Annotated in this window: 14 protein-coding genes; 6 read left to right on the top strand and 8 right to left on the bottom strand. The window is 68.8% G+C overall.

Annotated elements, in window-relative coordinates; all coding sequences use genetic code 11:
* Nucleotide 1: 1 nt before the first annotated feature.
* Entirely contained in the window at nucleotides 2–1,000 is a 999-nt protein-coding gene (gene rfbB, locus QFZ21_RS09505) for a dTDP-glucose 4,6-dehydratase (protein WP_307377130.1), read from the bottom strand.
* Complete coding sequence (gene rfbA, locus QFZ21_RS09500; protein WP_307377127.1) at nucleotides 997–1,869, bottom strand: glucose-1-phosphate thymidylyltransferase RfbA; 873 nt, start codon at nucleotides 1,867–1,869, stop codon at nucleotides 997–999. The genes rfbB and rfbA overlap by 4 nt, the downstream gene beginning before the upstream one ends.
* A gap of 298 nt (nucleotides 1,870–2,167) precedes the next feature.
* On the opposite strand from rfbA, the gene QFZ21_RS09495 reads away from it, so the two are divergent.
* Nucleotides 2,168–4,978, top strand: coding sequence for a right-handed parallel beta-helix repeat-containing protein (locus QFZ21_RS09495; protein ID WP_307377126.1), 2,811 nt, complete (start codon nucleotides 2,168–2,170; stop codon nucleotides 4,976–4,978).
* 32 nt (nucleotides 4,979–5,010) lie between these two features.
* Here QFZ21_RS09495 and QFZ21_RS09490 read toward each other — a convergent pair whose 3' ends face one another.
* A complete protein-coding gene (locus tag QFZ21_RS09490) occupies nucleotides 5,011–6,684 on the bottom strand; it encodes a polysaccharide deacetylase family protein (protein WP_307377123.1) in 1,674 nt (557 codons plus the stop codon).
* On the bottom strand, nucleotides 6,681–8,894 hold the full coding sequence (locus tag QFZ21_RS09485) for a glycosyltransferase (protein ID WP_307377121.1): 2,214 nt from the start codon (nucleotides 8,892–8,894) through the stop codon (nucleotides 6,681–6,683). Before QFZ21_RS09485 ends, QFZ21_RS09490 begins: the two co-directional genes overlap by 4 nt.
* Before the next feature lie 217 nt (nucleotides 8,895–9,111).
* On the opposite strand from QFZ21_RS09485, the gene QFZ21_RS09480 reads away from it, so the two are divergent.
* The 4 genes from QFZ21_RS09480 to QFZ21_RS09465 all read left to right on the top strand — a co-directional run bounded on the left by QFZ21_RS09480 (nucleotide 9,112) and on the right by QFZ21_RS09465 (nucleotide 17,217).
* Nucleotides 9,112–9,765, top strand: coding sequence for a CDP-alcohol phosphatidyltransferase family protein (locus QFZ21_RS09480; protein ID WP_307377119.1), 654 nt, complete (start codon nucleotides 9,112–9,114; stop codon nucleotides 9,763–9,765).
* A complete protein-coding gene (locus tag QFZ21_RS09475; RefSeq protein ID WP_307377117.1) occupies nucleotides 9,755–10,678 on the top strand; it encodes a glycosyltransferase in 924 nt (307 codons plus the stop codon). Before QFZ21_RS09480 ends, QFZ21_RS09475 begins: the two co-directional genes overlap by 11 nt.
* A 68-nt stretch (nucleotides 10,679–10,746) precedes the next feature.
* Nucleotides 10,747–11,391 (top strand): hypothetical protein, encoded by a 645-nt coding sequence (locus QFZ21_RS09470; protein ID WP_307377116.1) that lies wholly within the window; start codon nucleotides 10,747–10,749, stop codon nucleotides 11,389–11,391.
* Nucleotides 11,392–11,574: 183 nt separating this feature from the next.
* A complete protein-coding gene (locus tag QFZ21_RS09465; RefSeq protein WP_307377114.1) occupies nucleotides 11,575–17,217 on the top strand; it encodes a PKD domain-containing protein in 5,643 nt (1,880 codons plus the stop codon).
* Between the two features lie 84 nt (nucleotides 17,218–17,301).
* Here the strand turns inward: QFZ21_RS09465 and QFZ21_RS09460 are convergent, their stop codons facing one another.
* The 4 genes from QFZ21_RS09460 to QFZ21_RS09445 form a co-directional block, all read right to left on the bottom strand.
* Nucleotides 17,302–18,516, bottom strand: a complete 1,215-nt coding sequence (locus tag QFZ21_RS09460) for a hypothetical protein (RefSeq protein WP_307377112.1) — start codon at nucleotides 18,514–18,516, stop codon at nucleotides 17,302–17,304.
* Nucleotides 18,513–19,835: a lipopolysaccharide biosynthesis protein gene (locus QFZ21_RS09455; protein WP_307377110.1), complete on the bottom strand. Its 1,323-nt coding sequence runs from the start codon at nucleotides 19,833–19,835 to the stop codon at nucleotides 18,513–18,515. The genes QFZ21_RS09460 and QFZ21_RS09455 overlap by 4 nt, the downstream gene beginning before the upstream one ends.
* Nucleotides 19,832–21,253, bottom strand: a complete 1,422-nt coding sequence (locus QFZ21_RS09450; protein ID WP_307377108.1) for a polysaccharide biosynthesis tyrosine autokinase — start codon at nucleotides 21,251–21,253, stop codon at nucleotides 19,832–19,834. The genes QFZ21_RS09455 and QFZ21_RS09450 overlap by 4 nt, the downstream gene beginning before the upstream one ends.
* Nucleotides 21,254–21,328: 75 nt before the next feature.
* The gene (locus QFZ21_RS09445) at nucleotides 21,329–22,492 is read right to left on the bottom strand and encodes a glycosyltransferase (RefSeq protein ID WP_307377105.1); all 1,164 of its coding nucleotides are present in this window, start codon (nucleotides 22,490–22,492) and stop codon (nucleotides 21,329–21,331) included.
* Between the two features lie 149 nt (nucleotides 22,493–22,641).
* Between QFZ21_RS09445 and QFZ21_RS09440 the strand changes: the two genes are divergently transcribed.
* Nucleotides 22,642–23,223 (top strand): hypothetical protein, encoded by a 582-nt coding sequence (locus QFZ21_RS09440; RefSeq protein ID WP_307377101.1) that lies wholly within the window; start codon nucleotides 22,642–22,644, stop codon nucleotides 23,221–23,223.
* Nucleotides 23,224–23,232: the final 9 nt, after the last annotated feature.

Here is a 23,232-nt window from a genome sequence, read left to right as displayed (position 1 = left end):
GTCACTGGCCCTTCGCGGCGTAGAACGACTCGGTGGCGTCCTTCGAGGGAGCCCACCAGTCCTCGTTCGCGCGGTACCAGTCGATCGTCGACGCCAGCCCCGACTCGAAGTCGGAGTACTGCGGCGACCAGCCCAGCTCGGTGCGGAGCTTGGTCGAGTCGATCGCATAGCGCAGGTCGTGGCCGGCGCGATCGGTGACGTGGTCGTACGCGTCGGCCGGCAGGCCCATCTGCGTGAGGATCAGCTCGACGACGGACTTGTTGTCCTTCTCGCCGTCGGCCCCGATCAGGTAGGTCTCGCCGATCGCACCCTTCTCCAGGATGGTCAGGACGGCCGAGGAGTGGTCGTCGGCGTGGATCCAGTCGCGCACGTTCTGCCCGGCGCCATAGAGCTTGGGACGGATGCCGCGGATCACGTTCGTGATCTGTCGCGGAATGAACTTCTCGACATGCTGGTACGGACCGTAGTTGTTCGAGCAGTTCGAGATCGTCGCCTGCACCCCGAACGACCGCACCCAGGCGCGCACGAGCAGATCGCTCCCGGCCTTCGTCGACGAGTACGGCGACGAGGGGTTGTACGGGGTCTGCTCGGTGAAGCGCTGCGGGTCGTCGAGCTCGAGGTCGCCGTAGACCTCGTCGGTCGAGATGTGGTGGAAGCGGCGTTCGTGCCGGCGGGCGGCTTCGAGCAGCGTGTAGGTGCCGATGATGTTGGTGTCGAGGAACGGACGCGGGTCGTGCAGCGAGTTGTCGTTGTGCGACTCGGCCGCGTAGTGCACCACCGCGTCGGTCCTCGCGAACAGCGAGTCGACGAGTGCGGCATCCGCGATGTCGCCCTCGACGAGTTCGACGCGATCCTCGGGGAGGCCGGCGAGCGACGCGCGATTGCCCGCGTAGGTGAGCTTGTCGAGCACCGTGACGTGGGCGTCGGTGTGCGCGATCACGTGGTGCACGAAGTTGGATCCGATGAAGCCGGCGCCGCCGGTCACGAGCAGTCGGGTCATGCGCGGCCCCTCTCCAGGAGCGTCAGGAGGTACGAGCCGTAGCCCGACTTCACGAGCAGTTCGGCGCGGGCCCGCAGCTCGTCGTCGCTCAGGAAGCCCTGCCGCCACGCGACCTCCTCCGGCACGCCGATCCGCATGCCGGTGCGGCGCTCCATCGTGCGCACGTAGTCCGCAGCATCCGTCATCTGATCGAACGTTCCGGTATCGAGCCAGGCGGTGCCGCGCGGCAGCACCTCGACCTGCAGCTTGCCGCGTTCGAGGTACTCGCGGTTGACGTCGGTGATCTCGTACTCGCCGCGTGCACTGGGCTCGAGGTTGCGCGCGATCTCGACGACGTCGTTGTCGTAGAAGTACAGACCGGGCACGGCGTAGTTGCTCTGCGGGTTCTTCGGCTTCTCCTCGAGCGAGACGGCCTGGCCGTCGGCGTCGAACGCGACGACGCCGTACGCCTCGGGCTCGGCGACCCAGTAGGCGAAGACCGCGCCGCCGTCGATGTCGGCGAAGCGCTTGAGCTGCGTGCCCAGGCCGGGGCCGTACAGCAGGTTGTCGCCGAGCACGAGGGCGACGCTGTCGTCGCCGATGAAGTCCGCGCCGATCGTGAAGGCCTGAGCGAGGCCGTCGGGGGAGGCCTGCTGCGCGAAGGTCAGCGAGATGCCGAACTGCGATCCGTCACCGAGCAGCCGCTCGAAGTGCGCGGCATCGTGCGGCGTCGTGATGATCAGGATGTCGCGGATGCCGGCGAGCATCAGGGTCGACAGCGGGTAGTAGACCATCGGCTTGTCGTACACCGGGATCAGCTGTTTCGAGACGCCCAGCGTGATCGGATGCAGCCGGGTTCCGGAACCGCCCGCAAGAATGATGCCCTTCATGATCCCCCTCGAGAAAACGTCGATGTCCGTGGTGGCGTCACAGAGCGGACGGCCATCCCCTGCCGTCCACGACCCCCACAGTCGTACCCGACGACTCTATCGGATGCTCTGGGACGAGACCGGGGATGCTGGAGCTTTTCCAGCTTGATGGGGTATGGTGCGCAGCGGGGAGGGACCAGAACTCGAGTGGTTCCCGCAAGAACACGGTCGCATCGTGAAGCCGACGCGACCTGTGACGGATCGCCCGAGCTCGCTGTCAGAAGCACGATCCCCCACGAAAAGGCCCGGGCTCTCCCATATGACTTCGTTCCACCAGGTCGCGTTCCAGCGATCGTCGAACCGTCCGCACACCCCACGATCGATCTGGACCGCGATGACCGTCGCGCTCGTGATCGGCGCAATCGCCGTCCCGTCGTCGGCCGCCGCCGATGCATCGGTTCCTCAACCCGGCAGCGCACTCGCCACGGTCGGCGCGCAGACCACGACGGATGCCGATGGCTCCGAGACCTGGACGGACACGTTCACGCGCACGACGACGGGAGGGTGGGGCGACGGCTACGTCTCCTCGCCCGCATCCGACGCCTCGGTGAGCGATGACGCGGGCGTGATCGCGACCAGCGGCGGGCACCGGAGCATCCATGTCGCGACGGTCGCCGCAGCGACCGACGCAACCGTCGGCGCGACGATCCGCTACTCCGCGGTGCCGACCGCCGGGTACGGCGCGACGACGATCGTGACGACGCGCAACAGCGAGTCGGGATACTACGGTGCGCGGTTCCGGCTCGACACCCAGTCGCGCGGCGTGCTCTCGATCGGCCGCTATGACGCGAACGACACCCAGACGGTGATCCGTCAGGACCGCCTCCTGATCGGCGAGGTGCCGGAGGGCGCCTCTGTGCGGGTGGAGATCGAAGCCGACGGCACCGACGACGTGACCGTGCGCGCTCGCGCCTGGATCGTCGGCACCGAGACCCCGCGCTGGCAGATCAAGGTGACGGACGGGTCCGCGGAGGCCGTACGGACCGCCGGAACGCCCGGCATCCAGACGTACATGTCGCCCGGCAACCAGCCCCTGGCTGTGAGCGTCGATGAGCTCAGCGTGAGCTCCGATGACCTGCAGCCCGCTCCCGAGCCGGTCCCGAGCCCGGCGCCGGAGCCCACCACCGAGCCCGAGCCGACGCCGGTTCCGACCCAGGAGCCGACGCCGACACCGACGACGGAGCCGACGCCGACACCGACGACGGAGCCCACGCCGACTCCGGAGCCGACCGCGACGCCGACGCCGACGCCGACGCCGACTCCGACACCCACGCCGACTCCGGCACCCACGCCGACTCCGGCACCCACGCCGACTCCGGCACCCACGCCGACTCCGACGCCCACTCCTGCGCCGGAGCCGACCACGCCGCCCGTCACGCCCCCGGTGACTCCGCCGACCACTCCGCCGGTGACGCCCCCGGCATCCGGCACCGGCACGGCAGGATCCGTTCCCGTCGGCCAGACCTCCTACCCGGCTCCCGCGGACGCGATCTACGTGGTGCCGGAAGGCACCCGCAGCTCGGGCAGCGGAACGAAGGCCGACCCCGTGGCCGGTGCGCAGCGGGCGATCGACGCAGCCCCGAGCGGCTCGACGATCGTGCTGCGTGCAGGCACGTACCGCGAGACCGTCGCGGTGCCGTTCTCCAAGCGGCTGACGATCCAGTCGGCACCCGGCGAGGCCGTGTGGCTCGACGGCTCCAAGCCCGTCACCGGCTGGTCGCAGTCCGGGAGCACCTGGGCGGCGCCGTGGAGCACGTTCTTCGACAGCCGCGTGTCGTTCAGTGCCGGACAGGACGAGACCAGCTGGTGGGTCAACGACTCGAACCCGCTGGCAGGCCACCCCGATCAGGTCTGGTTCGACGGAGCGCCACTGAGGCAGGTCGGCAGCCGTTCGGCAGTCACCGCCGGCACCTTCTTCGTGGATCAGGGGGCGAAGCAGATCGTCGTCGGCAACGATCCGGCGGGTCACGCCGTCGAGGCGAGCGCGCTCGCCAAGGGCCTGAAGATCCAGGGTGAGGGCACCACGGTCCGCGGTATCGGCGTGCAGCGCTACGCCACGACCGTCGCGATGCTGGGCGCCGTGAGCGCTGAGGTCGACGGACTCACCCTCGAGAACATGGTCATCCGCGACAACGCGACCGTCGGTCTCTTCGTCTGGAACGACGACAAGACGCTGCGCAACCTCACGGTCACCGGCAACGGACTGCTGGGCATCGCGGTGAACGACACCGACGACCTGACGGTGGAAAATTCGCTCGTGACCGGCAACAACGCCGCGAAGTTCAACTACACGCCGGTGGCCGGCGGGGTCAAGATGTCCCGTGCCTCGAACGTGACCGTGTCGGACAGCATCATCTCCGACAACGTGGGGTCCACCGGCCTGTGGTTCGACGTCTCCAGCTCGAAGCTCAACATCATGAACAACGTGTTCGAGGGCAACGGACGCGAGGGGCTCGAGATCGAGCTCAGCCAGACGGCGACGGTGGCAGGCAACTACATCATCGGCAACGGCAACAGCGGCGTTTTCGTCTTCGACTCGGGCGACGTCGACATCTGGAACAACACGATCGTCGGCAACGGACGGACGATCACGTACATGCAGGATGAGCGTCGGCAGGAGATCCAGAGCATCAGCTCGCTGATCCCGTGGATCACCAGCGACGTGGTCGTGCGGAACAACATCCTCTCGTACGGTGGCCAGGCGTGCCCGATGCTCGTGCAGGACCTGACGAACAAGTGGTCGGGGAACCAGTTCGGCATCTCGCAGGAGGCCAACCTGTACCACCGGTCGTCCGCATCGTCGCCCGCGAACTTCGCGTGCTGGGCGGACGGTTCGAACGGCACCCGTGGCATCACCACGATCGAGGAGTTCCGCGCGCTGACCGGCAACGACGCGAAGTCGGTGCTGACCGAAGGCGCGCCGATCGTCGATGCCAAGACGTGGCAGCTCACGCGGGCGGTCCCGGGTGTCGGTGTCTCGGCGCTGCCGGGGAAGATCGTGGATCTGCTGGGCGTATCCCTGCAGACCCGCGCGATCGGCGCGCCGCAGCCGCCGGTGACCGCCCGTTGACCCTCGTCGGCTGACGATGCCGAACGGCGTCGTCAGCCGACGAGCACCATCCGTCGGCGCAGCCGGCCCGAACGCAGCGAGTCCGCCAGCGAGACCGCACGCAGCCCGTGCCGCTCGTACGCGTCGAGGACGTCCGAGATCAGCGCCACTCGATCGAACGGCGCGATGTCGGGGTCGTCGACGCCGTCCGCTGCGCCGGCGCGGGAATCGTGGGCGAGGACGATGGCTCCCGGTTCGATCCCCGACGTCGCTCGGGCGAGCCGCTCCGCGTGCGCGGCATCGCGCCCGTCGAGCACACTGGTCGTCCAGAGCACCGGGGTCATGCCAGCGCGCTGAACCGCCTGCCAGGTCGCCGGCGACAGGGCTCCGTACGGGGGCCGGTACCAGCGGATCGGGACCCCGGACAGCTGCTCGAGCTCGGCACGCGACGACTGCAGCATCCGCAGCGCCTCGGCGCCGCTGAACGAGGTGAGTCGCCGGTGGTCGGCGCCGTGCAGGGCGATCTCGTGCCCCTCCGCGACGATCCTCTTCAGGAGCTCGGAGTGTGTCCGGGTGCGGGTGAGCAGCACGAAGAACGTCGCCGTCGCGCCGCGCCGGGCGAGTTCGTCGAGGATGCGGGGTGTCCACTCGGGATCTGGGCCGTCGTCGAGCGTGAGGACGACGACCGTGCGAGCGGTGTCGACGCTCACCACGGAGCGGAACACCGGCGAGACGCCGCGCACCGCGCGTCGCAGCGCGGCGCGCACACGACGGGCACTGCTCCCGGGGTGGGTGTCGCGCGCGTACTCCGGCGCAGCGGCGCCGAGCGCACCCTGCACCAGTCCGATTCCGCGCTGCACCTCGCGCGCTCCGCCGGCGCGACGCGGAAGCGTGCCGGTCAGCGTCCCGGTCACGCACCGGACGGCACCGCGAGCGGACCAGCCGACGCCCTTGACGAGGTTGCGCACTCGCGAGCGCACTCGCGCCGGAGCATTCTGCGCCATGCGCAGCTCGATCACCGACTGGGTCTGCCCGTGATGCCGCGCTCGCGCCAGGGCGAAGCGCCGCGTCGCGCGCTCGACCTCGAGCTGATCCTCGGCGACCGATGCCGGGCAGGCGACGACGCGACCGCCGGCGCGGACGATCGCGCGGGTGAAGAGAGTGTCCTCGCCGCCGGAGAGGCCGAGCGAGGTGTCGAAGGAGATCCCCGCTGCGCGGACCTGCTCCAGGTCGAGGAGGAGATTGCCGGCGCCGGCGGCGGGCAGCGACTCGCCGTCCGTGCGGAGCGGGCGCGCGAAGAGGCCCGAAGCCCGCACCCAGGGATCGGTGTCGGCCGGGAACTCGGTGTGCACGTGCCCGGCGACGGCGGCAGCGCCGGTTCGACGCCAGGTGTCGACGAGCGCGCGAAGCCAGTCCGCCCGTGGGACCTCGTCGTCGTCGATGAAGGCCAGGAGGTCGTACTCGCCTGTCACGTCGAGTGCGTGCTGGCGAGCGGCTGCGATTCCCGGAGTCGGCTCGGGAGCGTAGGTGACACGGATGCCCGGCGCCGGCGCCGTCGCGGCATCCTTCGCACTGCCCTCCGGGTCGTTGTCGATCACGAAGACGTCGGCGCTGTCGCCGTCTTCGAGCTCCGCGAAGCGCAGGGGGAGCACCGCGAGGAGGCTGGTGAGACGCTCGGGGCGCCGGTAGGTCGGGATCGCCACGGCGATCCGGATGCCACCGGTCATCGACGCGCCTTCCGCAGCGCGGCGGCAGCATGGAACGCCCGGGAATGCTCGGCGCCGACCGTCGACCAGTCACGCTGGGAGAGGTCGGGCACCCCCTCGATCCCGGCCGAGACGGCGGAGCGCACGCGCGCCAGATCGGCATCCGTCAGTTCGCCGTCGAACAGGTGCACCCAGCGCTCGCCGACCTCGATCGCGAGCGCCCGGTTGACCGTGTTGTCGGGAACGAGGATCGCGCGTCCGACGGAGAGCGCGGCCAGCGCGGTGCCGGAGTTGTGCATGTGCCGGTACGGCAGCACGATGAACTCCGCCTCGGAGATCCGCGCCACCAGTTCGGCGTCGTCGAGGAAGCGGAAGTGGAACTCGATCCGCTCGTCGCCCGCGGCGAGGCCGATCAGCTCGGCTGCCAGATCGTCGGTGGACGGCCGCCCCGCGACCGAGAGGCTGGACCCCTCGGCATCCAGCGCCCGGAACGCCTCGATCAGCTGCTCCACGCCCTTGTACCGGCGGATCAGACCGACGTAGCCCATGCGGCCCTCGATCGCCGGCGGGGTGGGGTACGACGAGAACCAGTCGCGGTAGTGCCCGTGCAGGATCGTGCGTCGCGCATGTCCCTCGGGGAGGGGCGTGTCGTCGTTCAGCGTGATCGTGAGCGTCGTGAGGCGGTCGACCGCGTCGAGCAGCACGAGGTCGATCTTCGCCATGTCGGACGGGCGCTCGAGGTTGTGCAGCGTGCGCACGATCGCGACGCCGGTCAGGCGGGCCCTGAGGAGGAACACCGCGGTGAGGATGCGTCGAGCGATCCGACCCGACAGACGGTGACCGCCGACGAGGAGTTCGGGCCAGTGCACGTGCAGCACATCGAGGCGGCCGAGGATGGCGCGCTTCCAGCTGAAGAACGACAGGTCGATGCCGGGCGTGCGGTCGAGCGACTCGCACAGCTGCACCAGGTACGGGTTGGTGGTCGGGCGCAGTCGGGTGAGCGACTCCATCACCGCGAGCGGTCGTCGTCGTCCGCTCATCGCCGTCGCGTACCAGTCGCCGACGATCGCCGGCAGCCGGTCCTCGGCCCATCGCCGGTGCGGGCGCCCTGGTGCCGCGGACGTGTCGCGCAGCGTCTCGGCGAGGCGGTCGGGGAGGTTCGGCGCGGTCGCCTCGACCACGCGGGCGTTGATGTCGGCCAGCGTGGGCGGCCCACCGAGGTCGAGGCACACCACCGGAAGGCCCATCGCGCTCGCCTCGCCGACGATCCACCCCGCCTGGTCGTGCATGGAGGGGAAGAGCAGGGCGTCGGCCGCGGCAAGAGTATTCAACGTCTCTTCGCGCGGCAGATGCCCGAGGAATTCCACGCGATCCGCCACGCCCAGTGTCTTCACGAGTCGCTGCAGCCGCTTGCGCTCGTAGCCCTCACCGAGGATCAGGAGGCGCCACCCCTCCGCCGCGGGGCGAGCGATCGTGTCGATCGCCAGCGCTGCGCCCTTCCACGCCAGCAGGCGCCCGGCGAAGACGGCCGTCCGCCCTGACTCGCTGCCGTGGTGCGGAGGGATCTCCTCGGCGAACGCCGCATTGGGCTCGACGACCACGTTTCTGGCGCGTCGGAACCGGCGCGCGACGTCGGGGTTCTGCGCGACCACGAGAGCCGCGCGGCGAGCGGTCGTGTCTCCCCAGAGGGCGCGCGGGAGTGCGGTGAGCGCGGTGCGAGCCACCTCGGTCGCGGTCCCCCGCAGGCCCAGCCAACGGTGGAGCGACGAGATGGGCACGCGACTGGCTCCGCCGACGGGGCCCCAGACCACGGGGACGTCGAGATCTGCGATGCCGCACGGCATCCAGTCATTCGCGAAGGAGACATGGTGCGCGACGTCGAAGGGCTCGTCGGCATGCAGTCGTGCCGCGGTCCGGCCGGCCAGACGCTGCCACAGCGCGTAGTACCAGTAGAGATCCCATCCGCGTCGCTTCCACCGCATCACGCGGGCGGGCAGGTCGATGTGCACGACCGTCACCCGGGCAGCGAGCTCCGGCGATTCGGCCAGGGCCTTCGTCAACGATTCGCGGAAGCGCTCACGAGTGAGGATCCAGACGTCGCCGGTCTCCGCCGCGGCACGCGCGAGCGCCCATCCGGCGGATGCCTCCGGCCCCTGATCGGGACCGCACGCATACGCGCTGATGAGGATGCGAGGCCGAGGGACTCCGTTCGGAGGGTCGACAACGGTCATGGCAGTGGTCCTCCCCTTCGCCGAGTCGTCGGCGGCGCTCCCCAGATGCGTGCCCCCTCGGCAAGGCATACTCTATCTGGTGAACGAGCGCCCCTCTCTGCGGGGTTCGACGGAGGGGACACGCCGAATGGCCACGGAGAGTTTTGCGGATTCGATGCGGCGTCTGTCGTCGGCTCAGAAGGGCCGCGCCAAGGGAGCACCGGCGTACAGCGTGTACGTGAACCGTCCTGTCGGGCGGGTGTTCGCGGCGCTGGCGTACCGCATCGGGCTCTCGCCGAACGGGGTCACCGCCGTCAGCGCGGTCTTCACGTTCTCCGGCATCCTCGTGCTCGCCCTGGTGGCGCCCGGCTGGTGGACCGGCCTGCTGGTCTGGCTCTTGCTCGCCATCGGGTACGCCCTCGATTCCGCCGACGGGCAGGTGGCGCGACTGCAGGGCGGCGGATCGCTCGCCGGCGAGTGGCTCGACCACTTCATCGACGCGATCAAGATCGTGTCGCTGCCGATCGCGACGGCCATCGGACTCTTCCGATTCGCGGATGTTCCCACGTCCTACCTGCTCGTTCCGCTGGGGTTCGCAGTGGTGGCCACCGCGACGTTCTTCGGGATGATCCTGAACGACCTGCTGAAGTCGTCGAAGGGGATCCCGTCGTCGGCGCAGAGCGGGGGAGGCGGAGCGCTGCGATCCGTCATCCTGCTACCGGTCGACTACGGCATCGTCTGCCTCGTCTACGTGCTCTGGGGCTGGTCGACCGTCTTCGTCTACGCCTACGCGTTCTTCTTCGCCGCCGCGCTCGCGTTCTGTCTTCTCGCCGCCGTCCGGTGGTTCCGCGCGATGCGTGCGTTGGGGAACGGTGCCGCGAATGGTCGATGAGTCGACGCTCGCCATCGTCGTCGTCAACTACGGGTCCTCCGCTCTGCTGGAACGGAACCTCGTGGCCGCGAGCAGGGCGCTTCCTGCCGCGTCGGTGTACGTCGTCGACAACCGATCGACAGCGGAAGAAGCCGAGCTCATCACGGCCCTCGCCGCACGCGAGGGCTGGTTCGCCCTGCTGCAGACCGAGAACCTCGGCTTCGGCGGAGGCGTCAACCGGGGTGTGGAAGCGGCGCGTGCGGCGGGGCGCACACGGCACCTGCTGATCAATCCCGATGCCTCGATCGACGCCGCATCGACCCATCTGCTCCTCGAGGCCGTCGACGGCGACGAGGCGATCGTGGCTGCTCCGCTCGTCGAGGACGGCGCGGGGCGCGTATGGTCGGCCGGCCATGTGCTCGATCTCGACGACGGTTCCACGCACGGAACCGCGTGGGCCGGGCGGAACCCCGAGGCCAGAGTGCGCCGCTGGCTCACCGGGGCTGCGCTGATGATCAACGACGCCGCGTGGACCGCGGTCGGGGGCTTCGATGAGGAGTACTTCCTCTACTGGGAGGACGTCGACTTCTCGATGCGCGTCGAGGACGCGGGCGGTCGACTGATCCTGGTCGAGCAGGCGAAGGCCGTGCACGACGAAGGCGGTACCCAAGGCATCGGGGATCCGGACGTGCACGCCAAGTCGCCGCTCTACTACTACTACAACATCAGGAATCGGATGCTGCTCGCGCAGAAGCTCCTCGACTCGGAGACGATGCGGCGCTGGGATGCATCGTCCCGCACGGCAGCGCGAGAAGTGCTGCTCCGCGGGGGAAGGCGCCAGCTCCTGCGTCCGTGGCGTCCTCTGCGTGCGGTGTGGCGAGGGTGGCGTGACGGTCGGCGCATCGCCAGGAGCGCGCCCCACACCCGAGGCTGAGAGCGGGGCGGTCGGATAGAATCGCCCCGTCCGCCGACTCGGCGGTCGGGGGAGTGAGGCGGATGAGCATGGTCGACGAATCGAACGGGTCCGTGCGGAGTCCGCGTCGGAAGGCCTGGCCGTGGGTCATCGCGGTCGCAGCGGTTCTCGTGGTGGTCGCGGTGATCGTCTACTTCGCCCTCACCTCCGGAGCGTCGGGTGGGGGGAAGCCCGCATCGAGCCCGTCCGCCTCCGCCTCCGCGTCCGCACCCGTGGACGGAGCGGATCCGAGCGCTCAGCCGACTCCCGATCCGTCCGCGACTCCCGGAACGATGCCGGAACTCGCGCCCGTCGCCCCCGACGAGCCTGCCGAGAGCGATGACGGGCTGGTCGCCGAGATCACGGCGATGAAGGCGGTCGAGGGTGAGGCCGTGCAGGCCGGCGAGATCGCGGGACCGTCCGTGCAGTTCACGCTGAAGCTGACCAACGACACGGACTCGCCGGTCGATCTGGGACTCATCGCGGTCAACGCCTACATCGGCGAAGGACGCACGCCTGCGATCGGGCTCGTGAAGCCCGGAGCGGCTCCGTTCGAGGGAACGCTGAAGGCGGGCGGAACCGCCGAGGGCGTGTACGTGTACAACATCCCGCAGAACCAGCGGGGCGACGTGACGCTCACCCTCGACTACCGTGCCGGCGAACCGGCCTTCGTCTTCCGCGGAGACGTCGGCTAGCAGCCGCCCTGTTCCGGAATATCGCTCTCTCGACTTGCATCTTGCCGATGCGAGCGGTATGCCCTAGTATCAGCCCCAGGGGAAAGGCCGTCTAGGGGGACGGCCTTCATTTATGCGTCGCTTCGGTGCGCAGGCAGAATTCTGGGGAGAATCACAGTGCAGATCAATTGGGGTGGCCGTTTCGTGACGGCTGGTAAGCACGGAAACCGCCGCTCGCGCGGCGCGACGCTGCTGGGAGCGGTAGCAACCGCCCTTGCTCTGACCGTCGGGGCTCTGACCGTTCCGGTCGCCGCGGCCGCAGACACGGCGCCGGCAGCAGGAACGCCCGAGACCTTCGCGGCCGACGCATTGCCCACCGTGCAGATCGACGGTGTCGTGTACGCGCAGGAGGTCGTCGGGAACACGGTCTACGTCGGCGGAAGCTTCGCCAACGCGCGACCCGCCGGCTCTCCGCTCGGCACCAACGAGACCCCGCGAGCGAACCTGCTCGCCTACAACCTGACCACGGGCGCGCTCATCTCCTCGTGGAACCCCGGTGCCAACGGCACCGTCCTCGACATCAAGAAGTCGGCAGACGGCTCGCGCATCTATGTCGCGGGAATGTTCTCGCAGACGGCGGGCAACTGGCGCTACCGCGTCGCGGCATTCAGCACGGCGACCGGCGCGCTCATCACCAACTGGGCGCCCGAGGCGAACGGTCGGATCGACTCGATCGCCCTCACCGACTCCACGGTCTACCTCGCCGGCGAGTTCACCACGATCAACGGCACGCAGCGCACGAAGGTCGCGGCCGTGTCGTCGTCCACCGGAGCCGTGACCGGCTTCACCGCCGACGTGCAGGGCGGTTACGGTGCGAAGGGCATCGTCGTCTCGCCCGACAGCAGCAAGGTCGTGATCGCCGGCTCATTCACCTCGGTGAACGGCTCGACCAACCCCGGCCGCGGCATCACCGCCCTCGACGCGAGCACCGGCACGCTCATGCCCTGGGCCATGAACAGCGTGCTCCGCAATGCGGGCACGGTGGCGGCCATGTACTCCCTGTCGTCCGACGGAGACAGCGTCTACGGCACGGGCTTCGACTACGGCGGAACCTCTCAGGACGGTTTCGAGGGCGCGTTCCGCGCGAGCTGGAGCGATGGCACCCTGCAGTGGATGGAGGACTGCCACGGCGACAGCTACGACGTCGCTCCCACGGCTGACGCGATCTACGTCGTCGGCCACCCGCACTACTGCGCCAACATCGGCAGCTTCCCCGAGACGAACCCGCGGTCCTACAAGCACTCGCTCGCGTTCTCGAAGACGCCCAGCGGAAAGACCATCACTCCGGACACGCAGGGATACCGCAGCTTCACCGGTCAGCCCACGCCCACGATCCTTCAGTGGTACCCCGAGTGGGTGCCGGGCAACTACACCGGCCAGTACCAGGGACCGTGGCAGGCCACCGCGGCCGGCGACTACATGCTCATCGGCGGCGAGTTCCTCAAGGTGAACGGCGCCGCGCAGCAGGGCATCGTCCGCTTCGCGAAGAAGAACGTCGCCCCCAACAAGCAGGGACCTCAGGTGCAGGGCGGTGCCTGGGCGCTCAGCGCCGCATCCGTCCAGACCGGCGTCAACCGGCTGGCGTGGAGCGCGAACCACGACCGCGACAACGAGAGTCTGCACTACCAGGTGTTCCGCCAGGACAAGGGCATGACCACACCGATCTACGAGACCGATCAGCTCTCGACGTTCTGGAACCGGCCGGCGATGTCCTATCGCGACAAGACCGCTGTGCCCGGAACGACTTACAGTTATCGAGTCCGTGCGCTGGACTCGTTCGGCAACAGCACGCAGACCGACTGGGTCCCCGTGACGACAGCTGCGGTCGGCGTGTCGACGGCCTACGACGACGCGGTGCTCTCCAGCGGTGCCGTGGACTACTGGCCCCTGAACGAACCGACCGGTACGGCGGCCTTCGACTGGGCGGGCGGCAACGATCTCGTCGTGGCCAGCGGGACGCGAGGAGCGACCGGGCCCAACCTGACGGCGACCACCACGGCCACGACCTTCACGGGCAGCAGTGGCTCAGGCGCCCGCACCACCACGGCGCAGACCGGTCCGCAGACCTTCACGGTCGAGGCCTGGTTCAAGACGAGCAGCACGCGCGGCGGGAAGATCGTCGGCTTCGGCTCGTCGCCGACCGGCAACTCCTCCAGCTATGACCGCCAGGTGTACCTGGACAACTCGGGACGCGTCACGTTCGGCGTGTACTCGGGAGACACCAGGAGCATCTCGAGCGGCACCGGCTTCAACGACAACAAGTGGCACCACGTCGTCGGCACGCTCAGTGCGACCGGCCAGGTGCTCTACGTCGACGGCGTCAAGATCGGCGACCGCACCGACACGTTCTCCGCGCAGGACTACACCGGCTACTGGCGGATCGGCGGCGACAGCGTCAGCTCGTGGCCCAACGCCGGCACCAGCGGATACCTGAGCGGCGCGATCTCGAACGTCGCCGTCTACGACAAGGCGCTCACCCGCGCCGAGGTCGACGCGCACTGGACCGCCAGCGGACGAGAGACCTCGATCCCTGCGGCTCCCGCCGACGCCTACGGCAAGTCGGTGTTCGGCCTGGATCCGACGCTGTACTGGCGACTCGGCGAGACCGGCAGCGCCACGACCGCTGCCGACGCGGGCATGAACAAGTCGACGGGCACCTACACCGGCAGCACGAGCGTCCTGGTGAAGGGTCAGACCGGCGTGCTCTCGGGCGTCTCGAACACCGCGGTGCGCTGGGCGCCCACGACAGGAACGACCACGGTCCGGCTGGCCGGAACGAAGCAGTACGTGAACCCGCAGATCTTCTCGGTGGAGGCGTGGTTCAAGACCTCGACCGCCGCCGGCGGCAAGATCGTCGGGTTCGGCGACAGCAACAACGGACTCAGCAGCAGCAACGACCGGCACATCTTCATGACGCCGAACGGAAAGCTCAACTTCGGGGTCTACAACAACGTCCAGAACCTCATCACCACGCCGAGCTCGTACAACGACGCCCAATGGCACCATGTCGTCGGTGAGATGTCCGGCGATGGGATGTCGTTCTACGTCGACGGAAACCTCGTCGGCTCGAACCCGAACACCGTCGCGCAGAACTACAACGGCTACTGGCGGGTCGGCAACGACAACGGCTGGGGTGGCGCGACCACCTTCACCGGCACGATCGACGAGGTCGCGGTCTACAGCGCACCGCTGACCGGGGCGCAGGTGAACGAGCACTACCAGCTCGGTGCCTTCGGCTCGGTGAACGAGGCTCCGACGGCTGCCTTCAGCTCCATCCCCACGGACCTGGACGTCGCGTTCGACGCGTCCTCCTCCGTCGACACGGACGGCAGCATCGCGTCGTACAAGTGGAACTTCGGCGACAGCGAGAGCTCGACCGAGGGGCCGACGGTCTCCCACGCCTACGCTGCGGGGGGCACCTACCAGGTGACGCTCACCGTGACGGATGACCGCGGGACGACCGACACCATCACCCAGCCGGTGACGGTGCAGGCGGCCAACGTGCTTCCGAGCGCATCGTTCGAGGCCGTGACGACGCACATGAGCGTCGCGGTCGACGCCGCGGCATCGGCTGATTCCGACGGCACCATCGCCACCTACTCGTGGGCCTTCGGCGACGGAGCGGTGGGCAGCGGTGCGACAGAGACCCACGCGTACACCACCCCGGGCACCTACACGGTGACCCTCACGGTGACCGACGACCGGGGCGGCAGCGCGACGACCACGAAGCAGGTCACGGCGGCGCTCGCGCCGAACGTGGCACCCGTGGCGTCTCTCGCGGCGACGATCGACAATCTGAACGCCTCTCTGAACGCGTCGGCGTCGAGCGACTCCGACGGCACGATCGTCTCCTACGCCTGGGACTTCGGTGACACGACGACGAAGACCACGACCACGGCGACGACCACGCACGACTACACGGCCGCCGGTACATTCACGGTCACGGTCACGGTCACGGACGATCGCGGCGGCACAGCATCCGCGTCGAAGCAGGTGACCGCGGTCGAGCCGCCGAAGTTCACGGTTCTTGCCGAGGACCAGTTCGATCGCACGACCGCCACCGGTTGGGGCACCGCCGACAAGGGTGGGGCCTGGACGACCTCTGGTGGGAACGCGAGCTTCTCCGTCACCGGTTCGGCCGGGCGGATCGCCTCGAACATCTACGACACCCGAGGCGCCATGCTGAACGCGGTCTCGTCGAAGAACTCCGACCTCCTGGCGAAGTTCACCGTCGACCGGACGGGTGCCGGATACTCCTGGACGCTGATCGGCCGACAGGTCGGATCCGACAACTACTCCGCCCGGGTGCGCTTCGAAGCCGGCAACACGATGCGGCTCTATATCCTGCGGGGCGAGACGGCGATCGGCACCTCGTACGTGGTGCCCGGTACGTACACGCCGGGTGACGAGCTCTCGGTGCGGCTGCAGGTCACCGGCACGTCGCCGACGACGGTGCGTGCGAAGGTCTGGCGTTCCTCGGATGCCGAGCCGGCCACGTGGCAGCTGTCGGGAACCGACACTACGAGCGGCCTCCAGGCCAACGGTTCGGTGGGTCTGCTGACCTACCTCGGCGGCACGTCTGTCACGCAGACCGCCACGATGAACCTGCGGTCGCTGACGGTCGCGGATCCGACGGCGCCGACTTCGCCGAACCAGCTGCCGACGGCGGCGTTCACACCGACGAAGGCAGGCCTGAAGGTCTCGGTCGACGCTGCGGCATCGACCGACCCAGACGGCACGATCGCATCGTACGCCTGGACGTTCGGTGACGGCTCGACCGCCACCGGTGTCACGGCGTCGCGCACCTACGCCGCGGCGGGAACGTACACGGTCAAGCTCACCGTCACAGACGATCGCGGCGGCGTCGCCACCAAGAGCGTCGACGTGACGGTCGCACCGGCACCGAACCAGGCTCCGGTGGCCGCCTTCACCCCGACCGCCACGGGCTTGTCCGTGGCGGTGGACGGATCGGCCTCGGCTGACCCGGACGGAACGATCGCGTCGTACGCGTGGACCTTCGGTGACAACGGCACGGCGACGGGTGCGACGGCGTCGCACGCCTACGCAGCTACGGGAACCTACTCCGTCACGCTCACCGTGACGGACAACAGCGGAACGACCGGCACCATCACGAAGCAGGTCACGGTCACGGCTCCGCCGGCGGCATCCACTCTCGCCGCTGACACGTTCGCACGCACCGTCGCGGCCGGGGGGTGGGGGTCCGCCGACACCGGCGGCGCCTGGACCGTCACCGGCGGCGCCGCGTCGTACAGCGTCGCCGACGGCAAGGGCAAGGTGTCCCTCGCTCCGTCCGCCACTCGGACGGCCCGGCTGGGTCTGTCCGTCACGGACGCCGTGATCCGCGTGTCCGTCTCGGCGGATGCGGTGGCGACCGGTGGGGCTGCGACCGCCTCCGTCGTCGGGCGACAGGTGGGGGCATCGAACTACTCCGCGCGGGTGCGGTTCGAAGTAGGCGGCGGCGTGCGGCTCTACCTGCTGCGCGACGAGGTCTCTCTGGGCTCGTACCTCATGCCGGGTGTCACTTACACGCCGGGAACGGTGCTGAACGTCGCCCTGTCGGTCACCGGCACCAGCCCCACGACCCTCGCCGCGAAGGTGTGGAAGGCCGCCGATACGGAGCCCGCCGCCTGGCAGGTCTCCGCGACGGACACCACGGCAGCCATGCAGGCAGCAGGAACCCTCGGACTGATGAACACGATGTCTGCTGCATCCACCGTGCCGGCGATGATCTTCAGCTGGGATGACCTGACGGTCACGAAGCCGTAGGCGTCGTCCGCGAGGGCGGAAGACAGAAGCCGAGGTCCCGCGTCGCGGGGCCTCGGCTTCTGCGTGTGCGCGTCGTCGGGCGGGTCAGCGTTCGAAGCTCACGAAGTCGGAGCGCACTGCCTGTGACGCCGCGGTCTTCGCGCGGGGGACCATCGCGAGCCCGACCCCGAGCACCAGCGTCGAGATCGACGTGGAGAAGAAGGGGGCGAAGAGCGAGTCCCAGAACACCTGGATGGCGAGGAAGATCATCAGCCCGCTCGCCTGGCGTTTGGCGACCTGTCCTGCGGTCCCCAGGGCGACGACGACGAGCAGGGCGACCAGGAGCAGTGCACCGAAGATCCCGTAGCGGATCCACAGATCGCCGAGCATCGAGTGCACTTCGAAGCCGTTGCCGAACATGTACTTCTCGACGTAGCCGTTGTTGGGGTCGTAGTTGAGACGCGCCATGCCCATCTTCGCGATGAACAGGTCGATGCCGTTCGCCATCGTCCCCGACCCGAGGCCGAAAGGATTCGCGGCGATGAGCTCGGTGGATGCGCCGAGCTCCGGTCGTCCGCCGAGGATCAGTGAGCCGGACTGGGCGATCTGCTCCTCGGAGCGCACCGCGGCGGCCTTGCCGAACCAGCCTTCGAGGATGAACGCCTGCAGCGAGGCATAGCCGATGACGGCGACGAATCCGAAGACGGCGAGCGTGCGCACCGTGGTCGAGCTCTTGCTGAGCCGGGAGCCGAGCGCCTGCCAGACCACCAGTGCCGCCGCCACCAGGAGCATGGATCCGGCGGATCGCGAGTCGTTGAGCGCCGACACGACGGCGAGCAGCAGCAGCGCGGCCACTTCGAGCCACAGCTTGCGGCTGAGCATGCAGAGCGCGAGCACCGTCACGGTCGCGGGCACGGACAGGTCGAACTTCCAGACGTTGTCCATGTTGAGACCGTGGGTGACGGCTCCGGCCAGGAGCCCCAGGCCGTACCAGAGGGCGGTTCCGGCCGAACCGAGGATGCTGCGCGCCCAGACGATGATCCCGATGCCGCCGATGAGGCTGATGAGCGAGAACGTGTTCTGCTGCATCATCGAATCGTTCGTCGGGTGGTCGCCGGCGAAGAAGTCGGTGAGCACGATACCGCTGATCATGGCGAGGACGCCGAATGTGAGGATCGATGATCCGCCGCGAAGGCGCCAGAGCGCGACAGCCCACACCGGGAGCAGCACGAGGCTCAGCAGGATGCCGGCGGTCACTCCCTGCAGGACTGTGATGCGCGCCGCAAGGACCAGGCAGACGACCGCTGCGAGCGCTTTCATGTCGCGACTTCCTCCGGGCCGGGAGAAGACCCCATCAGTCGCTCACGGTGGCGCGCGATGTACACGGCGAAGGGCACGATCTGGAAGACGAACACCGAGGCGGCGTTCGCGAGGACCGGGCCGGCGGCGCCGAGGGTCGGGGTGACCAGGAGTGCGAGGACGATGGTCGAGACGGCCATCAGGGCGACCGGGATCATCTGGAAGCGGATCCCCGCCTCGTCCATCAGGAACATGCCGAGGGGGTACAGCGCGGCCTGGCACACGACCATCAGGCCGAAGGCGAGCACCGTCGTCCCGGAGACCTCGAGGGTCCCGTCGGTGATGAAGTCGAACAGCCAGGGGGACACGGCCCAGACGAGCCCGCAGATCACCGCGGCGCCCGCAGCGAACAGGGCGGCGATCGCGTAGGGCCCCCGTGCCAGCGTCCCGCGCGCGCGGGCGCGGGTGAAGAGGGGCCAGAGGGCGAGCCCGCCGGCGGAGACCACCCCGATGATGGCGAAGAAAACCTGGCCCACCGCGCCGTACTCGGCGACCTCGTGCGTCGTTCCCGACTGAGCGAGGATGTAGCGCAGCAGCGCGACCGAGAGCGGGGCGGAGACGAGCTGGACGAGCATGGGCCAGCCGATGTGCATGACCCGCACGCCCGGGATGCGGCGGGGCCGAGGGATGTCCCGCATCGCGCGACCGAACAGGGGGGAGAGCGCGGTGAGTGCGAATCCGAAGCCGACGGCCGCGATCACGAAGCCGGAGACCATGGACGAGAGCGCGAGGAAGGTGCCTGCTTCCGGCGGGGCGAACGACACCAGCAACCACACGAGCAGCAGGTTCAGCGGCCCCTGGCCGGCCTGGATCAGGATGATGCGGTGGTTCTTGTGCAGGCCGAGGAGCACGCGCTGCCAGATGCCGAGAGGAATGCCGAGGCAGAAGATCGTCAGCGACACGAACGCCGCGAGGTCGGCGCCGGCGATGGAGCCGGCATCCCCGAGGATCACCCGCCAGGCGCCGGTGAGGTACAGCACGGCGTTCAGGACCATGCCGCTGCCCGCGAAGCAGACCATGATGCGGCCGACCGTCGTGAGCTGCGCCCGGATGACGCGGTCTTCGCGCGGCGCATCGCTCACCGCGATGCTGTTCACCAGCACGGCCCCCGATCCGAGGTCGGAGAACGAGATGAGCCCGGGCAGAGACGCGACGAGCGTGTACAGGGCGTAGTACTCGACTCCTGCGCCGCCGAGGATCAGGCGTGCCGTCAAGACGCCGCAGACGAGGGAGACGGCCATCGAGATGGCTCTCGCCGCCAGCGCGAGCAGGACGCTCATGCGTCTGCGACGTCGGTGCCGGGTTCGTTCTTCGTACGCGTGCTCGATTCCTTCGACGACCGGCTCCAGCGGCGCGAGCTGGTGTCCGGAACGTAATAGGGGCTGCTCTCGTTGCGTTTGACCGCGTTGAGCACGATTCCGACGACGTCCTTGTTCGTGGACTTCATCGTGGACAGCACCGCGCTGATCTGCTTGCGACGCGTACGGCCGGAACGGGCGACCACCAGCACGCCGTCGGCCAGGTCCGCGAGACGGATCGCGTCCGACACCACGAGTGCCGGAGCGCTGTCGATGATCACGTACTCGTAGAACTCGCGAGCCTGCGCCACGAGGTCGCGCAGACGGTGCGAGGTGATCAGCTGCCCCGGGTTGGGGGCCGGCGCACCGCCGGCGATGATGTCGATCTTCATCGACTCCGAGTGCTGCACGGCCTCCACGAAGGTCACATCGCCGACCAGGATCGAGGTGACGCCGATCGCTCCTTCGAGCTGAAGCTGAGTGGCGACGGAAGAACGACGGAGATCGGCGTCGATCACGAGAACGTGGTGACCTGCTTCGGCCAGAGCCGCAGCCAGCCCGATGCTCACAGACGACTTTCCCTCGTGCGGCGCCGACGAGGTCATCATCACGACCTGCAGATCGCGGTCGACGGCGACGTACTTGAGGTTGGCGGCGAGAGCCCGGAACGATTCAGCCGACCGGCTGTCACGACTGCGCAGCATCGTCGAGAGGATCGTGTAGCTCCGTCGCCACGCCACGATCTCACCGAGCACCGGGGCGTCCGTCACGGCGGCGATGTCGCCGCGTTCGGTGATCCGGGTACCGAGGACCCGGCGGAAGAGTGCATAGGCGACGCTGAGCGCGAGGCCGATCGCCGCACCGATCAGGGTGAGAAGCCGGGTGTTCGGTCCGATCGGTGCCTGCGGCATGCGTGCCGGGGCGATCGTCTCGAGCCGCACGGCGGGGTTGTCCTCGGCGTCGCTGGGCGAAACGTCGGCGACGGCGGCGATGAGGGATTCCGTGATGGCGGCGGCGGTCTCCTGAGCCCGCTCCTTGGCGTTGTCGGTCACCGAGATCTCGATGACCACGGTGTTCAGGGTGTTGACCACGGAGACGCGCTTGGCGAGCTGGGTCGCGGTCTCCTCGAGACCGAGGTCGTCGATCACCGGGGTGAGGACGAGCGGCGACGACGCCAGTACCGCATATGTCTGCACCAGGCTCTGCACGTAGCTCGACCCCTGGACGAGTTCATTGGTGCTGTCTCCACGTTGCGGTATCACCATGACCGCTGCGGTCGAACTGTACTCGGGAGGCAGAGTCCGGGAGTAGCCGAAAGCGGCGCCCGCACCGATGATCGTGAGCGCGACGATGACGATCCACTGTCGACGCAGCGCCTCGAAGTAGTCCTGCAGTGTCATCTGGTTCCCCTCCCCCAGGGCGCGAGCATTGCTCTCCTGACCGGAGAAACTCGTCCGTGGACTATTCTCCCCTGTTCAGGGCCGTGAATTCTCCATGAACGCGGAGTTGGTCGGTCCCGCCGCATTCTCGACCGCCGCTGCCACCGTCTGCCGATAGGTCTCGACCGAATGACGTGCTGACGCCTCTGCCGCGGCGGCGGGGGCGAGACTCACGACATCGGACCACGTGTCGATGATGTCCTCGACGGCATCCGCCACGGCTTCGGCGTCTCCGGCGGGCACGATCCGTGATGTCGGATACTCCGAGACGGCCTCGCGCAGCCCGCGCAGATCGCTCACGATCACCGGCCTCTCACCGAGAACGGACTCGACGGCGGTGTTCCCGAAGGATTCGTCCGTACGGGACGGAACGATCATCACGTCACAGGCTGCGACATGCGGCCAGATGTCCGGGTCGTACCCGTGCGTCGTCACCACCTCGGTCAAGCCCTCGGCGGTGATCAGCGCGCGGAGCTCTGCGGAATACCACTCGTATCCGCGAAAGACGTCGCCGACGATCTCGAGACGCGCGCTCCGTCCGCGGTCGCGAAGCACCGCGAGCGCGCGAACGACAACATCGGGCGCCTTGCGAGGCGAGAGTCTGCCCACGTAGCCGATGCGGATGCTGTCGAGATGCTCGCGCGGCGGAGCGCTCGCCGGCGGACCCGGGATCGGATTGGCAACGACGCGGATCTTCCGGCGGAGGCTCGGCAGGGTCCGGCGCAGGAGGTCTGCCGTGAAGCGGCTGTTCGCGATCACCGTGTGGGCCCAGAGCTGCGGGGCGTAGAGGAAAGCCCGGAGCGCCCACAGCGAGTCGGCCTCCGCCTCGTGCACGTGCGTGACCGTCGGCACGCGGCGCAGTCGCAGCAGCATCGGCCACTGAGGAAGGACGACGGTGCTCACGTAGGCGGCATCGGGTCGGTGGCGAGAGATCAGCCGCCAGGATTCGACGAACCCGCCGACGGCCGCAGCCATCAGCGCCGGCCAGTTGCGAGGCCGGAGCAGCTGCTTGCGCAGCACGAACATGCGGCTGACCACGACGCGCACTCCGAAGGATTCGAGAGCAGCCGCCAGCGGGCCGTGTTCCGGCAGAGCGGCGACCACGGTATGGCCGGCCGCAGAAAGACCGGCTGCGGATTCGAGCGTGACGCGGTCGGCGCCGTAGAGCTCAGCGCCGGGATGTACGACGAGGACGAGCACGAGGATCCCCCCACCCTTCAGATCGCGGTCCGCCAGGGCGTCGATCCGCGTGTGAGATCATTCTTACCGTGTCGCCGCGGACGAGAGGAATCCGTCCGGGTGAAGACGCGCGATGAGTGCAGGGGAGCCGGAACGGGATGATCCAGAGCGTGTTGTTCGTCTGTGCGCAGAACATCTGCCGTTCACCGCTCATGGCGGCGGCGTTCGAAGAGGGATTCGCCGCCGTGGAAGACACGGCTTCGAGCGGGGTCGAGTGGGTCTTCGGATCGGCCGGCACCCAGGCTGAGCCCGGCAAGCGGTCCTGCCGCGTCGCGGTCGACATCGAGAAGGGCGCGTCCGGCCATCGTTCTGCGCGGCTGGACGCGGACCACCTCGACGCCGCAGACCTGGTGATCGCAGCATCGCTCGCCGAGCGCGCCCTGATCGCCCAGCTGCGCCCGAATGCCCGCACTCGCACGTTCACGCTTCGAGAGGCGCTCCTGCTGGGGGAGCGACCGGTCTCGGCGGCGTCGCTCGCCGAGTACGCGGTCGCCCTCGACGCGCGCCGCGGAACGCTCGACCTGCCGAACCGTCGTCCGCTGCTGTGGCGGCGCGAGGCAGCGCATCCACTCGACGTGGTCGACGTGCACCATTTCGGTCCACGGGCCCACCGACGGGGCCTCATCAAAGCCGCCTCCGACGCTAGGACGCTGGCATCGCGGGTGCAGCGGGAGCTCGGCAGCCCCGCCTGACCGGCACCG

It is taken from the genome of Microbacterium sp. W4I20, from assembly GCF_030816505.1.
In the GTDB taxonomy this organism is placed as follows: Bacteria; Actinomycetota; Actinomycetes; order Actinomycetales; family Microbacteriaceae; genus Microbacterium.
Note: the sequence above shows the minus strand (reverse complement) of the source record. Positions and strands in the feature narration are given on the sequence as shown.